The organism is Enterobacter sp. DSM 30060, assembly GCF_013375955.1.
GTDB classification, from domain to species: domain Bacteria; phylum Pseudomonadota; class Gammaproteobacteria; order Enterobacterales; family Enterobacteriaceae; genus Enterobacter; species Enterobacter intestinihominis.
Genome location: NZ_CP056118.1, coordinates 1168215 through 1187450, shown reverse-complemented (window position 1 = coordinate 1187450; position 19236 = coordinate 1168215). Strand labels below are relative to the sequence as shown.

The window sequence follows — 19236 nt, the reverse complement described above, 5'->3', positions numbered from 1 at the left end:
GGCAACGAACGAGTAGCAATACGATGAGTCTGAACCTGGTAAGTGAACATTTGCTCGCAGCGAACGGCCTGAGCCATCAGGACCTGTTCTCCATTCTTGGTCAACTGACCGAACGCCGCCTCGACTACGGCGATCTCTATTTCCAGTCGAGCTATCACGAATCCTGGGTTTTAGAAGACAGCATCATTAAAGATGGTTCTTATAACATTGACCAGGGCGTCGGCGTGCGCGCCGTCAGCGGCGAAAAAACCGGTTTTGCTTATGCAGACCAGATAAGCCTGGCCGCGCTGGAGCAGAGCGCGCAGGCGGCGCGAACCATTGTGCGCGATACCGGCGACGGTCGCGTGAAAACCCTGGGTGAAGTGCAGCACGCTGCGCTTTATACCAGCATAGATCCACTGCAAAGCATGAGCCGCGAAGAGAAGCTGGACATCCTGCGTCGTGTGGACAAAGTGGCTCGCGCGGCGGACAAACGCGTGCAGGAAGTCTCTGCCAGTCTGAGCGGGGTCTATGAGCTGATTCTGGTGGCGGCGACGGACGGTACGCTGGCCGCCGACGTGCGTCCGCTTGTGCGCCTCTCTATCAGCGTGCAGGTGGAAGACGACGGCAAGCGCGAGCGCGGCTCAAGCGGTGGCGGCGGTCGTTTTGGCTACGACTGGTTCCTCGGCGACGTTGACGGCGAAGCGCGCGCGGATGCGTGGGCAAAAGAAGCCGTGCGCATGGCGCTGGTCAACCTGTCTGCCGTGGCGGCACCTGCCGGTACGCTGCCGGTGGTTCTGGGCGCAGGCTGGCCTGGCGTGCTGCTGCACGAAGCGGTCGGTCACGGCCTGGAGGGGGATTTCAACCGTCGCGGGACGTCCGTATTCAGCGGTCAGATGGGGCAGCTTGTCTCCTCCGAGCTGTGTACCGTGGTGGATGATGGCACCATGCTCGACCGTCGCGGCTCGATTTCTATCGACGATGAAGGCACGCCGGGCCAGTACAACGTGCTGATCGAAAATGGCGTACTGAAAGGTTACATGCAGGACAAGCTTAACGCGCGTCTGATGGGCGTTGCGCCAACGGGTAACGGTCGTCGCGAATCCTACGCACACCTGCCGATGCCGCGCATGACCAACACCTACATGCTGCCGGGTAAATCCACGCCGCAGGAGATTATCGAATCCGTTGATTACGGGATCTTCGCGCCGAACTTTGGCGGCGGCCAGGTGGATATCACCTCCGGTAAATTTGTCTTCTCTACCTCAGAGGCGTATCTGATTGAGAAGGGCAAAGTGACCAAAGCGGTAAAAGGGGCGACGCTGATCGGATCCGGGATTGAAGCAATGCAGCAGATCTCCATGGTCGGTAACGATCTGAAGCTGGATAACGGCGTGGGCGTCTGCGGCAAAGAAGGTCAGAGCCTGCCGGTAGGTGTGGGCCAGCCAACCCTGAAGGTCGATAACCTGACGGTGGGCGGCACGGCGTAATTTTTTCATTTTCCCCTCACCCTAACCCTCTCCCCAACGGGGAGAGGGGACTGCTCCGTGCCGTCTTTTCTCCCTCGCCCCTTTGGGGAGAGGGCCGGGGTGAGGGGGGAGGCCTACTCTTTCCTTCTTCCCCGCATCCCCTGAAACAGCTCTGCCACTTCCACAAAATAGTCCGTCAGATAGTTAATACAGACCTGCACCTTCAGCGGCAGCTTGTCCTTTTCGGTATAGAGCGCGTACACCGGGCGCGGATCCGACTGGTAGCGCGGGAAGAGGATCTCCAGTTCGCCGCTGTTGATCTCGTTGATCACCCACATCAGCGGCACGTAGGCGATCCCGGCCCCGGCCACCAGCCAGCGTGAGATGGTCATCGGATCGTTGGTCACGAAACGGCCTTCAGGCAGCAGTTTGGTGGAAAGCCCTTCTGGCGCGATCAATTCAAATTCGTTATCTGGGCGAACGCTGTATTCCAGCCACGAGTGGTTGCTCAGGTCGGCAGGTTTTTCCGGTACGCCATACTGTGCCAGATAGCTTTTCGAAGCGCAGACCACCATCGGCATGCTGCCCAGTCGACGCGAGAACAGGCTCGAGTCCTGCAATGCGCCAACGCGGATCACCACGTCTAACCCATCGGCAATCAGATCCGGTGCTGGAATACCCGTTACCAGATTAACGGTTAAACCGGGATACTCTTTCAGCATTTCCGCCGTCATGGCAGCGAGAACATTTTGTGCCATAGTTGAAGAACACCCGATACGCAGCGTGCCGATAGGCGTGTTGTTAAAGGCGTAGAGCTGCTCGTGAACATCCTGCACTTCATGCAGCATTCGACGGCAGCCCTGATAGTAAATTTTACCCGCTTCCGTCAGCCCAATGCTGCGGGTGCTGCGGTTGAGCAGCTTCACCTGGAGCTCATCTTCCAGTTTTGACACTGTCTGGCTAATGGATGAGACGCTCATTTGTAGCTGACGTGCTGCGGCGGTAAAAGAGCCTTGCTCAACCACTTTCGCAAAGACGGACATGCGTTTTAGACGTTCCATTATTCACTCTGGCTTAAAAGTGATTTAGATCACATATGATAGATAACAGCATAACAGTTACGTTAATATATTATTAATTACATAACGGCTGCGCCACTCTCGCCCGGCAATTCATGCTCTCCTGCGGCGGCGTGAGCTTAATAATCCAGTAACCTGCATCTCTTTAATCAAGGTCAACATGAGTCTGTTTCCCGTTATCGTGGTGTTCGGTCTGTCGTTCCCACCGATATTTTTCGAGCTTCTTTTATCACTGGCGATCTTCTGGCTGGTGCGCAAGGTGCTGGTCCCTACCGGGATTTATGATTTCGTCTGGCATCCTGCATTGTTTAATACCGCGCTGTATTGCTGCCTGTTCTATTTAATATCGCGCATGTTTGTCTGAGGTTGATGTGAAAACGCTAACAAGAAAAATCTCCCGCACTGCCATCACTATGGCGCTGGTCATCCTGGCGTTCATCGCTATTTTTCGCGCCTGGGTTTATTACACCGAATCCCCGTGGACGCGCGATGCGCGTTTCAGCGCGGAGGTGGTCGCGATAGCGCCCGATGTCGCCGGTCTCATTACGGCGGTCAATGTCCACGATAACCAGCTGGTGAAAAAAGATCAGGTACTGTTCACTATCGACCAGCCGCGCTATCAAAAAGCGCTGGAAGAAGCGGAAGCCGACGTAGCGTATTACAACGCGCTGGCCGCTGAAAAACGCCGTGAAGCAGGACGTCGTAACAAGCTGGGCATCCAGGCCATGTCCCGGGAAGAGATTGATCAGTCCAATAACGTGCTGCAAACCGTGCTGCATCAGCTGGCAAAAGCGCAGGCGACGCGCGATCTGGCGAAGCTCGATCTGGAACGTACCGTTATCCGCGCCCCGTCCGATGGCTGGGTAACCAACCTCAACGTCTATGCGGGTGAGTTTATCACGCGCGGCTCTACGGCCGTGGCGCTGGTGAAACAGAACTCTTTCTACGTCCTCGCCTATATGGAAGAGACCAAGCTGGAAGGCGTGCGTCCGGGCTATCGCGCCGAAATCACGCCGCTCGGCAGCAACCGGGTCCTGAAAGGAACCGTGGACAGCGTGGCCGCGGGGGTGACCAACGCCAGCAGTACCAATGATTCAAAAGGGATGGCGACCGTCGATTCTAACCTCGAGTGGGTTCGTCTGGCGCAGCGCGTACCGGTACGCATTCGTCTGGATGAGCAGCAGAGCAACCTCTGGCCCGCAGGCACCACGGCGACGGTAGTGATCACCGGTGAAAAAGACCGTGATGCCAGCCAGGATTCTATCTTCCGTCAAATCGCCCATCGCCTGCGCGAGTTTGGTTGATCGCTATGGGCATTTTTTCCATCGCCAGCCAGCACATCCGCTTCGCCGTGAAGCTGGCATGCGCCATTGTGCTGGCGCTGTTTGTTGGCTTCCATTTCCAGCTTGAAACGCCGCGCTGGGCTGTTCTGACCGCCGCGATCGTCGCCGCCGGTCCTGCCTTCGCGGCGGGTGGCGAGCCTTACTCCGGGGCAATTCGCTATCGCGGGATGCTGCGTATTATCGGCACCTTTATCGGCTGTTTCGCCGCCCTGACCATTATCATCCTGATGATCCGCACGCCGCTGCTGATGCTGATTGTATGCTGTATCTGGGCGGGTTTTTGCACCTGGGTCTCTTCGCTGGTGAAGGTGGAGAACTCGTATGCCTGGGGCCTGGCGGGATATACCGCGCTGATTATTATCATCACCATTCAGAGTGAACCGCTGCTTGCTCCGCAGTTCGCCGTGGAACGTTGCAGCGAGATTGTCATTGGTATCGTCTGCGCGATTGTCGCCGATCTGCTCTTCTCTCCGCGATCCATCAAGCAGGAAGTCGATCGTGAGCTGGACGCGCTGATTGTTGCCCAGTACCAGCTCATGCAGCTGTGCATTAAGCACGGCGACAGCGAAGAGGTCGACAAGGCCTGGAGCGCGCTGGTGCGCCGCACGCAGGCGCTGGAAGGGATGCGCAGTAATCTCAATATGGAGTCTTCCCGCTGGGAGCGTGCCAATCGTCGTCTGAAAGCGATCAATACCGTCTCGTTAACGCTGATCACCCAGGCGTGTGAAACCTACCTGATTCAGAACACTCGCCCCGAAGTGGTAACGGATACCTTCCGCGAACTGTTTGATGAGCCTGTGGAGACGGTGCAGGACGTGCATCGACAGCTTAAACGCATGCGTCGTGTGATTGCCTGGACGGGCGAACGGGATACGCCAGTCACCATTTATACCTGGGTTGGCGCCGCAACGCGCTACCTGCTTCTGAAACGCGGCGTGATTAGCAACACCAAAATCAGTGCGGCGGAAGAAGAGGTGTTACAGGGCGAAGTGGTGATCAAACCGGAATCCGCCGAGCGTCATCATGCGATGGTTAACTTCTGGCGTACCACCCTGGCCTGTATACTCGGCACGCTGTTCTGGCTGTGGACCGGCTGGACGTCCGGCAGCGGCGCGATGGTGATGATTGCCGTCGTTACCGCGCTGGCGATGCGTCTGCCCAACCCGCGCATGGTCGCTATTGATTTTCTGTACGGCACCATTGCGGCGTTACCCATTGGCGCGCTCTACTTCCTGGTAATCATCCCCTCAACGCAGCAAAGCATGCTTTTGCTCTGTATCAGCCTGGCGGTGATGGCGTTCTTTATCGGGATTGAGGTACAAAAACGCCGTCTGGGATCGTTAGGTGCGCTGGCGAGTACGATTAACATCCTCGTGCTGGATAACCCGATGACCTTCCATTTCAGCCAGTTCCTGGATAGCGCATTAGGCCAGCTGGTGGGCTGTTTCCTGGCGATGATGGTGATCCTGCTGGTGCGGGATAACTCTCAGGCGCGGACAGGGCGCGTGCTGCTCAATCAGTTTGTGTCGGCCGCCGTATCGTCCTTGACCACCAACACCGCGCGGCGCAAGCAGAACCACCTTCCGGCCCTTTACCAGCAACTGTTCCTGCTGTTGAATAAATTCCCGGGCGATGTCGCTCGCTTCCGTCTGGCGTTAACCATGATTATCGCGCACCAGCGTCTGCGGAACGCGCCAGTGCCGATCAACGACGATTTGTCCGCTTTCCACCGCCAGCTACGGCGAACGGCGGACCATGTGATATCGGCATCCAGTGATGACAAACGTCGCCGCTACTTTAAGCAACTGCTGGAGGAGCTGGATATCTACCAGGAGAAACTGCGAGTCTGGGAAGCCCCGCCGCAGGTTACCGAGCCGGTAGAGCGGCTGGTGTTTATGCTGCACCGCTACCAGAATGCGCTGACAGACAGCTAACGAAGAGAAAACCGACGCCAAAAGCGTCGGTTTTTTTGTGGCTATACTTATTCTTGCAGGTTCAAACATTCAGGAAGGGAGGACACATGACAACCCAGGCTCTTCAGGACAGTATTCTTTTTCAGACCGGGTATCTGGTTAACGGTATCTGGAAAACACTCGACACCACGTTTGATGTGCTAAACCCGGCCACGGGCGAGGTGGTTGCGAAAGTGGCGAAAGCAGGGAAAGCCGAAACCGAAGAGGCCATTGCGGCCGCGACGAAAGCCTTTCCCGCATGGCGCGCAAAAACGGCAAAAGAGCGTTCCACGATCCTCTATCGCTGGTATGAACTGATTATCGAGAACAAAAGCTGGCTCGGGCGGCTGATGACCACCGAGCAGGGCAAGCCGCTGAAAGAGGCTGAGGGCGAGGTGGACTACGCTGCCAGCTTTATTCAGTGGTTTGCGGAGCAGGCCAAGCGCGCTAACGGTGAAATCATTCCTCCGGTTAAACCCGGCTCCCGTATTCTGGCCACTCGTGAACCTGTTGGGGTGGTTGCTGCTATCACGCCATGGAATTTCCCGATGGCTATGCTCACCCGTAAGCTCGGCCCGGCGCTGGCAGCAGGATGTACCGGCGTCATCAAGCCTGCAAACAACACGCCGCTGAGCGCCTTTGCGCTGCTGACGCTGGCGAAGCAGGCCGGTGTGCCGGATGGTGTGCTGAATGCGGTCGCGGGGAGCACCTCAGAAATTAGTGACGCCATTATGGCCAGCCATGACGTGCGCAAAATCTCGTTTACGGGGTCAACCGCCGTCGGGAAAACGCTGGTTCGCAATTCCGCTGAGACCATGAAAAAGGTATCGATGGAGCTGGGCGGCAATGCGCCGTATATCGTTTTCGAGGACGCGGATATTGAGGCCGCCGTCAAAGGCGCCATCGCCAATAAATTCCGTAACGCCGGGCAGGTCTGCGTCAGCGTAAACCGTTTCTATATTCAGGAGACGGTCTATGACAAGTTTGTCAATCAGCTTGCCGATGCGGTGAAGGCGCTGAAGGTGGGTAACGGTCTGGACGAGGGCGTCGTTGTCGGCCCGCTGATTGAGCCTTCGGCTGTCGAGAAAGTCCGTGAGCACGTCGAAGATGCGGTAGCGAAGGGGGCCACGGTGCTGGCTGGGGGTAAACCGCACGAACTTGGCGGCAACTTCTGGATGCCAACCGTACTCGGTGACTGCCATGAAGGCATGAAGCTGGCAGAAGAAGAGACCTTTGGTCCCGTTGCCGCCTGCTTCCGCTTCACGTCGGAAGACGAAGTGGTTATGCGCGCTAACAATACGCCTTACGGGCTGGCGGCCTACTTTTATACCCAGAATCTCTCGCGCGTGTTCCGCGTCTCACAGGCCATTGAGAGCGGCATGATCGGAATTAATGAATGTGCGGTCTCGACCGAGCTGGGTCCGTTTGGGGGCGTAAAAGAGTCCGGGCTGGGACGCGAGGGGTCTGTGCTGGGGCTGGAGGAGTTTCTGGAAGTTAAAACCCTGCATATCGGGGGCTTATAATAGACAGGGCGGCATCTGCCGCCCGCCTGTACCGGGTGGCTGGCAATGAAAATTTATACCTTTGATTTTGACGAAATTGATAGTCAGGAAGACTTCTACCGCGAGTTTATCCGGGCGTTCGACCTGGAGCGGGGCAGCGTAAACAATCTTGATATGCTGTGGGATGTGGTTACCGGCGACAGGCTGCCGTTACCGCTGGAGATCGAATTTACCCATCTGCCTGAAAAACTGCGCAGACGCTTTGGCGCATTGATTTTATTGTTTGATGAAGCGGAGGAGGAGCTGGAAGGGCAACTGCGTTTCAACGTGCGCCAGTGATAAAAAAGCCCCTGACCGGGAGGTCAGGGGCAAGTCGTATGATGAGATACGACGAGGGTTTATTTGTACAGTTCTGCGGTAGCGTGCCAGTGGTCGCCACTGCGCGCTTCGATGATGCGATAAGATGACGCACCCTGTTCTTCCGCTTTTTTGTTCAGCATTTCGTGCATGTCCATCGGAGAAGTACCGATGGCACCAACAGAAACGGTCCCGATAGCCTGACGGGATTGTGCCTGTTCGGCGTTAATAGTGTCGGCTGCAAACGCACCGAATGACAGGACTGACAGTACGCTCAGGGCAGCTACAGTGGTTTTAATTTTCATGATTATTTACCTCGTCAATTATTTTACTGGGGTCTTTGTTCTGTGACCCTCATCACAAAATCAAGTATACACTAATCACGCAAAAAATTAATACCAGACTAATGGTTTCGCCTGTTATTACGTGTTAAAAACATCATTTTTTATAACGGGAATGAATAAAAAAGGGCGTTACTCTGCAGGTGTTATGATTTTTTATTATGTAAATCAATTGGATAGGTGGCTTTGATTTTTAGTGCGATTTTACGGCAGCTCATTCACTGAATGAATGTTAACAGGCGGTAAAAAGCACTATTTGCAAAAGCAGCAGGCAGAGAAAAGCAGGGTAAAACGAGGCGGCCGCAGAATGATCCCCGCAGCCAGGCGCTACGGGGCAGAAGATTACAGCTCCTGTTCGAACAGGACCAGAATCGCTTCGTAGAGGTCTTTCACCGAGAAACCATTTGCCGGGGTCGTAAAAATGGTGTCATCGCCGGCGATGGTCCCGAGGATCCCCTCTGCTTTACCCAGCGAGTCCAGCAGGCGGGCAATCAGCTGGGCTGCACCCGGGCTGGTGTGGATCACGACCACGGCATCGTTATAGTCAATGTCCAGAACCAGGTTTTTCAGCGGGCTGGAGGTCGTTGGCACGCCAAGTTCAGCAGGCAGGCAATAAACCATCTCCATTTTGGCGTTGCGCGTACGCACTGCACCAAACTTGGTTAACATGCGGGAGACCTTCGACTGGTTGATGTTGTCGAAGCCTTGCTCCTGCAACGCCTGAACAATTTCTCCCTGAGAACTGAATTTCTCTTCTTTGAGTAGCGCTTTAAACGCTTTCACTAATTCTTCTTGCTTAGACGAGCTTCGCATAAGTCACCCGGAATATGACGATAGAAACAACATTATTATGCATGTGGATGAATTTTTATGCAAATTATCTACCTGGCACCAGGCTGAAATAATGTTATGAAAGGGAGAGATTTTATCAGATTTCGTTATCAGAAAACATGCCTGGGTCACGCCGCGCAAATAAGCTTAAAAGTAAATTAAATGTTATCAAAATGATGTTGTTTTGGTGGCGTGGCAGGGTGTATTGTAACCCCCTCTTAATTCGTTGTTGCCCACAGCCTGATAGTATTCGGGTGAAGGTCAAAGACGTGCGACCTCAAATTCTTTAGCGATGAAAATTGTAATTAATGACGTGCTGAATTATGGTCGCCGCAACGGAGTTACAGATACTTAAGTTAACCATAATAAGGAGTTTAGGATGAAAGTCGCAGTCCTCGGCGCTGCTGGTGGTATCGGCCAGGCGCTTGCCCTACTACTGAAAACCCAACTGCCTTCAGGCTCAGAACTCTCCCTGTACGATATTGCTCCGGTAACCCCAGGTGTGGCGGTTGACCTGAGCCACATCCCGACAGCTGTGAAAATCAAAGGCTTCTCCGGTGAAGATGCGCGTCCTGCGTTGCAGGGTGCCGATGTGGTGCTGATCTCCGCGGGTGTTGCACGTAAACCGGGTATGGATCGTTCAGACCTGTTCAACGTCAACGCGGGCATCGTGAAAAACCTGGTTCAGCAGATCGCTGAAACCTGCCCGAAAGCGTGCATCGGTATCATCACCAACCCGGTGAACACCACCGTTGCCATCGCAGCAGAAGTGCTGAAGAAAGCGGGCGTTTACGACAAGAACAAACTGTTCGGCGTAACTACGCTGGATATCATCCGTTCCAATACCTTCGTGGCTGAGCTGAAAGGCAAGCAGCCAACGGAAGTGGAAGTGCCGGTTATCGGCGGACACTCTGGCGTGACCATCCTGCCTCTGCTGTCGCAGATCCCGGGCGTGAGCTTCACCGAGCAGGAAGTGGCTGACCTGACCAAACGTATTCAGAATGCAGGCACCGAAGTGGTGGAAGCGAAGGCGGGTGGCGGTTCTGCAACCCTGTCTATGGGCCAGGCGGCGGCGCGTTTCGGCCTGTCTCTGGTTCGCGCGCTGCAGGGCGAGAAAAACGTGGTTGAATGCGCTTACGTAGAAGGCGACGGTGAACACGCGCGCTTCTTCTCTCAGCCGCTGCTGCTGGGTAAAAACGGCGTTGAAGAGCGTAAGTCTATCGGCACGCTGAGCGCGTTTGAGCAAAACGCGATGGAAGGCATGCTGGATACGCTGAAGAAAGACATCACGCTGGGCGAAGAGTTCGTTAACAAGTGATCTTGTCCCGGTAAAAAAAACGGAGCGCTAAGCTCCGTTTTTTTATGCCCGTCAGTTAGTGGCCGGGTATTCCTGGATGGTGACCTGAATCGTGAGCTTCTTGTCATTACGCATGACTTCTACGGGGATGATAGAGCCCGGTCGAATTTCCGCCACCTGGTCCATCGTTTCAAGCGCAGAGACCGCCGGCGTGCCGTTGACGGAAAGAATAACGTCGTTCACCTGGATACCTGCATTGGCCGCCGGGCCGCCAGGTGCCACTTCGTTGACCACAATCCCCTGGATCTGATCGATACCACCGCCCTGCGTATGCATCGGCGCGATTTCACGCCCGCCAATACCGATGTAGCCACGGATCACGCGGCCATCGCGGATCAGCTTGTCCATGATCTTGGTCGCCAGCTGGAACGGAATGGCAAAGCCAATCCCCTCCGGTGTTTCGCCATCGTTGCTCTTGTCGAAGGAGAGGGTGTTAATGCCCATCAGTTCGCCCAGAGAGTTCACCAGCGCACCGCCGGAGTTACCGTGGTTGATCGAGGCATCGGTTTGCAGGAAGTTCTGCCGCCCTGACGGGTTCAGTCCAATTCGACCTGTCGCGCTGATGATCCCCTGAGTGATGGTCTGGCCCAGGTTGTACGGGTTACCGATCGCCAGCACCACATCGCCGATATGCGGCGTTCGTTTGCGATTAATCGGGATAGTCGGCAGACCGCCCGTGGCGTTGATCTTCAGCACCGCCAGATCGGTCAGGCTGTCCGACCCCACCAGCAGGGCTTCAAACACGCGGCCATCCTGCAAGGCGACGATAATCTGGTCGGCATCGTTGATCACGTGTTTATTGGTGATGATGTAACCCCGGTCATCCATGATCACACCGGAACCAAGCGTGCGGATCTCCAGCTGGTTATGAGCGGAACTGTTAAGCCCGCGGTTATAGACGTTAACCACGGCGGGGGCGGCACGGCGTACCGCCTGATTGTACGTTGCAGGCGTTTCATCCGTGCTGTCGAACTGAGGAGCCGACAGTTTGTTGAACTGGCGTAAAGATGGCATAGCCACCAGCAGCAGACCGGCAACGATCAAACCAATGACAATTGAACGAAAGAGCTTTAAAAGCATGATGCGTGTGTCGTTAAAAAAGGAACGGTTTGCAGCATAACATGAGTTATCCGGACATCACACGCAGCGGCGATGCCCGGAGTCGCAAATGGTTAACGCAGTAAAATGTAGAGGGTGTCGTTGCCACGGATAATTTGCAGGGCAATGACCGCCGGTTTACTCTCCAGCACCTTACGCATTTCGGCAATAGACTGCACGCGAGTGCGGTTCACGCCCACGATCACGTCGTCCTGATGTAAACCTGCCTGCGCGGCCGGGCTGCTCTTCTCAACGGCAGTGACAGAAATGCCTTTCGTGCCGTCTTTAAGCTGACCGTCGCTCAGCGTTGCGCCCTGTAGCGCCGGGGAGATCTGTTCTGCACTGGCGGAAGAAGAGGTGCTCTTGTCCAGTGTCACCTCCACGGTCAGCGGTTTGCCCTCGCGGATCAGGCCCAGCTTCACTTTAGCGCCAGGCTCCGTGGTGGCAATACGCGAACGTAATTCAGCGAAGCTGCTCAGCGGTTTATCGTTCAGGCTGACAATAACGTCACCGGATTTCACGCCCGCTTTCGCAGAGCCTGAGTTGGGCAGCACTTCGCTGACAAACGCCCCGCGCTGGACGTTGAGCTTAAAGGCTTTGGCGATATCGGCGCTCATCTCCATGCCTTTAATGCCCAGCAGCCCGCGCTTAACCTCGCCAAACTGTATCAGCTGTTGAGACAGGGTTTTCGCCATGTTACTCGGAATGGCAAAACCAATCCCGATGCTGCCGCCGCCTGGTGCGAGGATAGCGGTATTAATGCCGATCAGTTCGCCGTTCAGGTTAAGCAGCGCACCGCCGGAGTTGCCCCGGTTGATGGAGGCATCGGTCTGGATGAAATTTTCCAGCCCTTCGAGATTCAGGCCGCTGCGCCCCAGGGCAGAGACAATCCCGGAGGTGGCGGTCTGCCCTAAACCGAACGGATTACCGACCGCGACGGCAAAATCACCCACGCGCAGCTTATCGGAATCGGCGATGGCGATCTGGGTCAGGTTGCTGGGGTTTTGCACCTGTAGCAGGGCGATATCACTCTGATCGTCACCGCCGATCAGTTTGGCGTCAAACTCCCGGCCATCGTTCAGCTGAACGCTGATTTTATCAGCCTGGCTGATCACGTGGTTATTGGTCAGGATATAGCCTTTGGCCGCGTCGATAATCACGCCCGAACCAAGGCCTTCAAACGGCTGAGCCTGCTGATCCGGCGCCTCTTCGCCAAAATATTTCTTCAGCTCTTCGGGAATACGCTGGCTTTGGCGTGCCGTCCCTTCCACCTGAACGCTGACTACCGCAGGCAGGACTTTTTCAAGCATCGGCGCAAGGCTGGGAATGGCTTCTTGTCCTGGCACCTGCGAAGGTAGTGCCGCACTGGCGGGGAAGGACGCCGAGAGAGATAACCCGACACTTAACGCTAAGGCGCTCAACAGCTGGTTTTTTTTCTTCATCGATGCTGACTCTCGTATCCTGGAATGAAAAAGAACGGCCCCAAAAACATCTTGATGTTATTGAATTTTCAACCGCTGAACAATGAGGTGTTTGACTAAATAATAGCTGGGGACGGGAAGAAAGGACGGGCGCATAAGGTGCGCCCGTAAAATTTATTCAGGTTGTGCGATTAATCGCGTTTTACGCCACCGCGCAGCAGGCCGGACGCGCCGTCTGAATAGTCGCGTGGCATCTGAACCGGTGCCTGATCGTTACCGGCCTCAGAGTCCGCCAGACGATTGCGGAAGGGGTTGCTCTCCGCGGTCATTTCCGGCAGCAGGCTGCTGGAGCTTTTCGCCATGTGCTGGTAGAGCTGGCGATAATCTGTCGCCATGTTGTCCAGCAGCTCAGCGCTACGGGCAAAGTGGCTGACCAGCTCTTCGCGGTATTCTTCCAGTTCGGCTTTGTTCTTTTCCAGTTCGTATTGCAGTGACTGCTGCTGACGCAATTTGCGGTTACCGAAACGCATGGCCACAGCACCAATGATGATGCCGACGACTAAACCGATTAGCGCATATTCCCAGGTCATGAACTTCTCCCGTTGTCTTGTTGTTCCGTAGGGTGTTGGCTCGGCTCCTGCCTGTGCCTGATTATGCCACTATAACCGCTATTTCCGCAGAAGTGGAATCCTGACGTATCATCGCGTAGTGTAGAACGGCCTTTTTTTCATCAGCCACGCGCGCTGATGAGGTTTAACTAAAGGAATAACAATAACATCATGCAAAACCTGTCCCCATCATCGCGTTACCAACTCGCCCTGAGTGAGGGCACACACCAGCCGGATGATGTCCAGCGTGAAGCGGTAAACCGCCTGGACACGATTTACCAGGAGCTTCTGGCGAAACCCGCCGATGCGGTGCAGAGCAGTGGGCTGAAGGCGGCATTCGGCCGTTTACTGGGCAAAAAAGAGCCCACGGTAAACGCACCGGTTCGTGGCTTATATATGTGGGGCGGCGTTGGGCGGGGTAAGACCTGGCTGATGGACATGTTCTACCAGAGCCTGCCCGGCACGCGTAAGCAGCGTCTGCACTTTCACCGTTTTATGCTGCGGGTTCATGAGGAGTTGACGGCGCTCCAGGGCGAAACCGACCCGCTGGAAATCGTGGCGGACCGCTTCAAGGCGGAAACGGACGTACTCTGCTTCGACGAATTCTTTGTTTCCGATATTACGGACGCGATGCTGCTGGGGGGGCTGATGAAAGCGCTGTTTGCGCGTGGGATCACCCTGGTGGCGACCTCAAATATCCCGCCGGATGAGCTTTATCGCAACGGTCTCCAGCGGGCGCGTTTCCTGCCAGCCATAGATGCCATTAAGCAGTACTGCGACATCATGAATGTCGACGCTGGCGTCGACTATCGTTTGCGCACGCTGACGCAGGCGCACCTGTGGCTTTCACCGCTGAATGCCGACACATCCCGCGAGATGGATAAACTCTGGCTGGCGCTGGCAGGGGCGCCGCAGGATAACGCGCCAGCGCTGGAGATTAATCATCGTCCGTTGCCGACGCTTGGCGTAGAGAACCAGACGCTGGCCGTCTCGTTTGCAACGCTCTGCGTGGACGCCCGCAGCCAGCATGACTACATTGCGCTTTCGCGACTGTTCCATACCGTTATGTTATGGGATGTGCCCGTCATGACCCCTCTCATGGAGAGCGAAGCGCGCCGCTTCATCGCGCTGGTGGACGAGTTTTATGAGCGCCACGTCAAGCTGGTAGTCAGTGCCGAGGTGCCTTTATATGAGATCTATCAGGGCGAGCGCCTGAAGTTTGAGTTCCAGCGCTGCCTGTCGCGCCTGCAAGAGATGCAGAGCGAAGAGTACCTTAAGCGTGAGCATATGCCATAAATGCTACCCTCTCCCCGTGGGAGAGGGGCTGTGGGTAAGGGCACCAGGCCTTAACAAACGCTACCCTCTCCCTGTGGGAGAGGGGCTGTAGGTAAGGGCGCCAGGCCTTAACAAACGCTACCCTCTCCCTGTGGGAGAGGGGCTGGGGGTGAGGGCACCAGACCGCACAATACGCAACCCCGAAAAACCCATCCCAAATCACATTTAAGGGTCGATCTTTGACCTCAACTTCTCTATAATCTTGCGACCCCACGTTACGAGAAGGTTTTTTTCCCGAAACTTTCTATGTGTCGGCATGTGCTATTCGAAGGGGTAGGTTTGCCGGACTTTGTCGTGTGAACCTCAACTGACTAAACGTTTGGGTGTTCACCAACGTGTAACTTATTATTTGGGTAAGCTTTTAATGAAAACTTTTACAGCTAAACCAGAAACCGTACAGCGCGACTGGTATGTTGTTGACGCGACCGGTAAAACTCTGGGCCGTCTGGCTACTGAACTGGCTCGTCGCCTGCGCGGTAAGCATAAAGCGGAATATACTCCGCACGTTGATACCGGTGATTACATCATCGTTCTGAACGCTGACAAAGTTGCTGTTACCGGCAACAAGCGTACTGACAAAATGTACTACCACCACACCGGCCACATCGGTGGTATCAAAGAAGCGACCTTTGAAGAGATGATTGCCCGCCGTCCTGAGCGTGTGATTGAAATCGCGGTTAAAGGCATGCTGCCAAAAGGCCCGCTGGGTCGTGCTATGTTCCGTAAACTGAAAGTTTACGCAGGCAACGAGCACAACCACGCGGCACAGCAACCGCAAGTTCTTGACATCTAATCGGGATTATAGGCAATGGCTGAAAATCAATACTACGGCACTGGTCGCCGCAAAAGTTCCGCAGCTCGCGTTTTCATTAAACCGGGCAGTGGTAAAATCGTAATTAACCAGCGTTCTCTGGAACAATACTTCGGTCGCGAAACTGCCCGCATGGTAGTTCGCCAGCCGCTGGAACTGGTTGATATGGTAGAAAAACTGGATCTGTACATCACCGTTAAAGGTGGTGGTATCTCCGGTCAGGCAGGTGCGATCCGTCACGGTATCACCCGCGCGCTGATGGAGTACGACGAATCCCTGCGTTCTGAACTGCGTAAAGCTGGCTTCGTTACTCGTGACGCTCGTCAGGTTGAACGTAAGAAAGTGGGTCTGCGTAAAGCACGTCGTCGTCCACAGTTCTCCAAACGTTAATCTATTCTGCTTACGCAGAACGATTGGCGAAAAACCCGCTTCGGCGGGTTTTTTTATGGATAATGCGCAGGTTATCCACAGTAACATTTCATATATCTTCTCTTTTTCCACATTTCCGGCATCCCCTCACCACAAAGCCATCAAAATCTGGTAAACTATCATCCAATTTTATGCCCAAATATCGGTGAATACTCGATTTTTGTTCGATTCTTGAACAATGTGTTTTCTCTGGGATGGGCGATACATCATCTGGCTGGCCCCGTTGGGCTGGTAGCAGTAAAAATTCTGAATATACCTGGAGGTTTTCATGGCTGTCGCTGCCAACAAACGTTCGGTAATGACGCTGTTTTCTGGTCCTACTGACATTTATAGCCATCAGGTTCGTATCGTGCTGGCCGAGAAGGGTGTCAGTTTTGAGATCGAGCATGTGGAAAAGGATAACCCGCCTCAGGATCTGATCGATCTCAACCCGAGCCAAAGCGTACCGACGCTGGTGGATCGCGAGCTGACCCTGTGGGAATCCCGTATCATTATGGAATACCTGGATGAGCGTTTCCCGCATCCGCCGCTGATGCCTGTTTACCCTGTTGCGCGTGGTGAAAGCCGCCTGTACATGCAGCGTATCGAGAAAGACTGGTACTCGCTGATGAACGTTATCGTTAACGGTTCCTCTTCAGAAGCGGATGCTGCGCGTAAACAGCTGCGTGAAGAGCTGCTGGCGATTGCGCCGGTATTTGGTCAAAAACCTTTCTTCCTGAGCGATGAGTTCAGCCTGGTAGATTGCTACCTGGCACCGCTGCTGTGGCGCCTGCCAACCCTGGGCGTAGAATTCAGCGGTCCTGGCGCGAAAGAGCTGAAAGGCTACATGACTCGCGTATTCGAACGCGACTCTTTCCTGGCATCCTTAACTGAACCGGAGCGCGAAATGCGTCTCGGCCGAGGCTAATGACTGTGGAAATGTCACAACTTTCACCACGCCGTCCGTATCTGCTGCGCGCCTTCTATGAATGGCTGCTGGATAACCAGCTCACGCCGCACCTGGTTGTGGATGTGACGTTGCCGGGCGTGCAGGTTCCAATGGAATACGCACGCGACGGACAGATTGTACTGAATATTGCGCCACGTGCAGTGGGTAACCTGGAACTGGCGAACGACGAAGTGCGCTTTAATGCGCGTTTCGGCGGCGTGCCGCGTCAGGTTTCCGTTCCGCTGGCTGCGGTTCTGGCTATCTACGCCCGTGAAAACGGTGCAGGTACCATGTTCGAACCGGAAGCGGCTTATGATGAAGAGGTCGCCAGCCTGAACGATGATGGGACATCCGATGAACGTGAAAGCGACACGGTAATGTCTGTGATTGATGGCGATAAACCCGATCATCACGACGACAATGACCCTGATGACGATCCGCCTCCGCGCGGTGGTCGTCCGGCACTACGTGTCGTCAAATAAACTTCATAAAGCACAATATTTTTCCGAACCTGCACAACTGTGCAGGTTTTTTTATTTTCTGCATAAAATTACTCTCTAAAAAACTTGTGTCTTTGCAAAAGATATAGGTCTATTAATTGGCATGGGATTAATCTTGTTGGGTTATTTTCTGTAGGACAGTTAAATTTATCTTCAATAATGTTTTATTTTAATTTGATTGTATCCGATATCACCCTGTGAAAATATATATGTGCGTTAACAAAAACGGATTTTCTTTTAAGGACAAATTATGAATATCACTTTTAAAAAATTATTTTCATCTGCTGCTATTTGTGCAGCCCTCGCCATGTCAAATGCACACGCTGCTAATGATGTGACGTTGAAAGTTATTGGTAATATCGTTCCTGGTTCCTGCGTACCCTCACTGCCAAACGGTGGAGTGGTAGATTATGGCACAATGCCAGCTTCTACCATCAATCCAACTGGCACGGCGAATACACTGGTTCAGTTGGGGGCTAAAAGTATTACTCTCACTATTACCTGTGACAGCGATACCAGCGTTGGGGTGACTTCTACGGATAACCGCCATGATACTCGTGTGGGCCTGGGGAGCGCCGCTTATATTGAAAATGGTTTTTTCGATAATGTAAATGCTAACGCTTCAGGAAACGCCTATGGCTTGGGTAAAACGAGTGCGGGTGTGAATATTGGCTCCTATGTCATTGCAGCAGATCCCGTTAATACAACAACAGATGGTGTTGTCGCTGATCTCATTGCAGCCACAGGTACCGATACATCAAATTATACCTGGGTAAAATCCAGTACGGGTGCTTTTGCACCAGTTAACAGTGGCACAGGCCAGACACGTGTCTTTACGGCTGCTGCATCGGGAACCACCACACCAAAAGCTTTTAAAGTTATGAATATGCCGTTACGCATTACAACTGCGCTTCAGGACAACACTGTATTGGGTACAGGCGATACTATCACGCTTGACGGTAATGCCACGCTGAGCCTTGTTTATCTTTGATATTCGTTATTGCTAAATGCTGTAGAAAATAAATCGGGAAATGAAAATAATGGAATTTAAAAAAGTACTCTCGGCAGCAACCGTCGCCGTAGCCTTCGGTTTATCCGCTTTTGCTGCCCAGGCCGCTAACGATGTTACGCTGAAAGTTGTCGGTACGATTAACCCGGCTGCATGTACGCCGACCCTGCCTGATGGCGGCGTTGTAGATTATGGAACGGTACTGAACCAAAATATTGCACCGACCGGTGCGACAAACAAGCTGGTACAATTGGGGCAGAAAAGCATCACGCTAAATATCAGTTGCGAAAGCAACATGAGCGTTGCTTTTACCTCCACCGATAACCGCCTGGACAGTCGCGTTAACCTGTCTTCAACCGCGTTTATCGCAGGTAGCGGTACGGATAAATCAGACTTCAGCAACACCGCTGGTGCCTTTGGTCTGGGTAAAACCACCGCTGGCGTGAGCATTGGTGCTTACACCGTTGCCATCAATACTGAAGCGGTCACAGCGGATGGCGCGAATGTTGACACCCTGGTAACAGGGAGCATCACTGAAGGTCAGCGTTCCTGGGAGAAAGTTGCGCCAGGCCTGGGTTACCTCTGCTCGCTTAATGGCTGCACGGGCTACCAAAAAGCGAATACCGTAGCAACAGCCGGTACCACGCAGCCAAAAGCCTTCAAACAGCTTAGCGTGCCGTTGCTGGTTACCTCTGCAGTGCAGGATAACTCGGTATTAGGTACGACTGACGTAATTACGCTGGACGGTAACGCAACCATTAGTCTGGTATATCTCTAATAATTTAACGCTTAATTAACGTGGCAATGGTTAGAGTATTTAAAAGCCATTGTCACGCTTTTTTTGCATTAAAATAGCTTTCTCTGCCGCAAGAATAATAAAAATAATG

At 54.0% G+C, this 19236-nt stretch carries 20 protein-coding genes; 14 read left to right on the top strand and 6 right to left on the bottom strand.

Annotated elements, in window-relative coordinates:
- Positions 1-23 precede the first annotated feature (23 nt).
- Positions 24-1469: a metalloprotease TldD gene (gene tldD, locus HWQ15_RS05620; RefSeq protein ID WP_022649562.1), complete on the top strand. Its 1446-nt coding sequence runs from the start codon at positions 24-26 to the stop codon at positions 1467-1469.
- A 113-nt stretch (positions 1470-1582) separates the two neighbouring features.
- Here tldD and aaeR read toward each other — a convergent pair whose 3' ends face one another.
- Entirely contained in the window at positions 1583-2509 is a 927-nt protein-coding gene (gene aaeR, locus HWQ15_RS05615; protein ID WP_022649561.1) for an HTH-type transcriptional activator AaeR, read from the bottom strand.
- Between the two features lie 178 nt (positions 2510-2687).
- Between aaeR and aaeX the strand changes: the two genes are divergently transcribed.
- The 5 genes from aaeX to HWQ15_RS05590 all read left to right on the top strand — a co-directional run bounded on the left by aaeX (position 2688) and on the right by HWQ15_RS05590 (position 7663).
- Positions 2688-2891, top strand: a complete 204-nt coding sequence (aaeX, locus tag HWQ15_RS05610) for a p-hydroxybenzoic acid efflux pump operon protein AaeX (protein ID WP_003860416.1) — start codon at positions 2688-2690, stop codon at positions 2889-2891.
- Between the two features lie 7 nt (positions 2892-2898).
- Complete coding sequence (gene aaeA / locus HWQ15_RS05605; protein WP_023298740.1) at positions 2899-3831, top strand: p-hydroxybenzoic acid efflux pump subunit AaeA; 933 nt, start codon at positions 2899-2901, stop codon at positions 3829-3831.
- A 5-nt stretch (positions 3832-3836) separates the two neighbouring features.
- Positions 3837-5804: a p-hydroxybenzoic acid efflux pump subunit AaeB gene (gene aaeB, locus HWQ15_RS05600; protein ID WP_063149053.1), complete on the top strand. Its 1968-nt coding sequence runs from the start codon at positions 3837-3839 to the stop codon at positions 5802-5804.
- 86 nt (positions 5805-5890) lie between these two features.
- Complete coding sequence (locus tag HWQ15_RS05595; RefSeq protein WP_017382714.1) at positions 5891-7345, top strand: NAD-dependent succinate-semialdehyde dehydrogenase; 1455 nt, start codon at positions 5891-5893, stop codon at positions 7343-7345.
- A gap of 45 nt (positions 7346-7390) precedes the next feature.
- Complete coding sequence (locus HWQ15_RS05590) at positions 7391-7663, top strand: barstar family protein (protein WP_022649557.1); 273 nt, start codon at positions 7391-7393, stop codon at positions 7661-7663.
- Positions 7664-7722: 59 nt separating this feature from the next.
- Here HWQ15_RS05590 and yhcN read toward each other — a convergent pair whose 3' ends face one another.
- Positions 7723-7986: a peroxide/acid stress response protein YhcN gene (yhcN, locus tag HWQ15_RS05585; RefSeq protein ID WP_006812160.1), complete on the bottom strand. Its 264-nt coding sequence runs from the start codon at positions 7984-7986 to the stop codon at positions 7723-7725.
- A gap of 378 nt (positions 7987-8364) precedes the next feature.
- Positions 8365-8835, bottom strand: coding sequence for a transcriptional regulator ArgR (argR, locus tag HWQ15_RS05580; RefSeq protein WP_003860428.1), 471 nt, complete (start codon positions 8833-8835; stop codon positions 8365-8367).
- Positions 8836-9232: 397 nt separating this feature from the next.
- Here argR and mdh point away from each other — a divergent pair, with 397 nt between their 5' ends.
- Positions 9233-10171, top strand: a complete 939-nt coding sequence (mdh, locus tag HWQ15_RS05575; protein WP_023298737.1) for a malate dehydrogenase — start codon at positions 9233-9235, stop codon at positions 10169-10171.
- Positions 10172-10222: 51 nt separating this feature from the next.
- Here mdh and degS read toward each other — a convergent pair whose 3' ends face one another.
- From degS to zapG, 3 genes are all read right to left on the bottom strand, one after another.
- Positions 10223-11290 (bottom strand): outer membrane-stress sensor serine endopeptidase DegS, encoded by a 1068-nt coding sequence (degS, locus tag HWQ15_RS05570; RefSeq protein ID WP_003860430.1) that lies wholly within the window; start codon positions 11288-11290, stop codon positions 10223-10225.
- Between the two features lie 92 nt (positions 11291-11382).
- On the bottom strand, positions 11383-12750 hold the full coding sequence (degQ, locus tag HWQ15_RS05565) for a serine endoprotease DegQ (protein WP_022649555.1): 1368 nt from the start codon (positions 12748-12750) through the stop codon (positions 11383-11385).
- A 170-nt stretch (positions 12751-12920) separates the two neighbouring features.
- Complete coding sequence (gene zapG / locus HWQ15_RS05560) at positions 12921-13319, bottom strand: Z-ring associated protein ZapG (protein ID WP_022649554.1); 399 nt, start codon at positions 13317-13319, stop codon at positions 12921-12923.
- 189 nt (positions 13320-13508) lie between these two features.
- On the opposite strand from zapG, the gene zapE reads away from it, so the two are divergent.
- The 7 genes from zapE to HWQ15_RS05525 all read left to right on the top strand — a co-directional run bounded on the left by zapE (position 13509) and on the right by HWQ15_RS05525 (position 19127).
- Positions 13509-14633: a cell division protein ZapE gene (gene zapE, locus HWQ15_RS05555; protein ID WP_023298735.1), complete on the top strand. Its 1125-nt coding sequence runs from the start codon at positions 13509-13511 to the stop codon at positions 14631-14633.
- A 403-nt stretch (positions 14634-15036) separates the two neighbouring features.
- Positions 15037-15465, top strand: coding sequence for a 50S ribosomal protein L13 (gene rplM, locus HWQ15_RS05550; RefSeq protein ID WP_003860434.1), 429 nt, complete (start codon positions 15037-15039; stop codon positions 15463-15465).
- Positions 15466-15480: 15 nt separating this feature from the next.
- Positions 15481-15873 (top strand): 30S ribosomal protein S9, encoded by a 393-nt coding sequence (gene rpsI / locus HWQ15_RS05545; protein WP_003860436.1) that lies wholly within the window; start codon positions 15481-15483, stop codon positions 15871-15873.
- A gap of 307 nt (positions 15874-16180) precedes the next feature.
- A complete protein-coding gene (gene sspA / locus HWQ15_RS05540) occupies positions 16181-16819 on the top strand; it encodes a stringent starvation protein SspA (protein ID WP_003860438.1) in 639 nt (212 codons plus the stop codon).
- A gap of 5 nt (positions 16820-16824) precedes the next feature.
- Complete coding sequence (gene sspB, locus HWQ15_RS05535; RefSeq protein WP_032622090.1) at positions 16825-17322, top strand: ClpXP protease specificity-enhancing factor; 498 nt, start codon at positions 16825-16827, stop codon at positions 17320-17322.
- Between the two features lie 268 nt (positions 17323-17590).
- Positions 17591-18331 (top strand): DUF1120 domain-containing protein, encoded by a 741-nt coding sequence (locus HWQ15_RS05530; RefSeq protein ID WP_022649551.1) that lies wholly within the window; start codon positions 17591-17593, stop codon positions 18329-18331.
- 49 nt (positions 18332-18380) lie between these two features.
- The gene (locus HWQ15_RS05525; RefSeq protein ID WP_022649550.1) at positions 18381-19127 is read left to right on the top strand and encodes a DUF1120 domain-containing protein; all 747 of its coding nucleotides are present in this window, start codon (positions 18381-18383) and stop codon (positions 19125-19127) included.
- Positions 19128-19236: the final 109 nt, after the last annotated feature.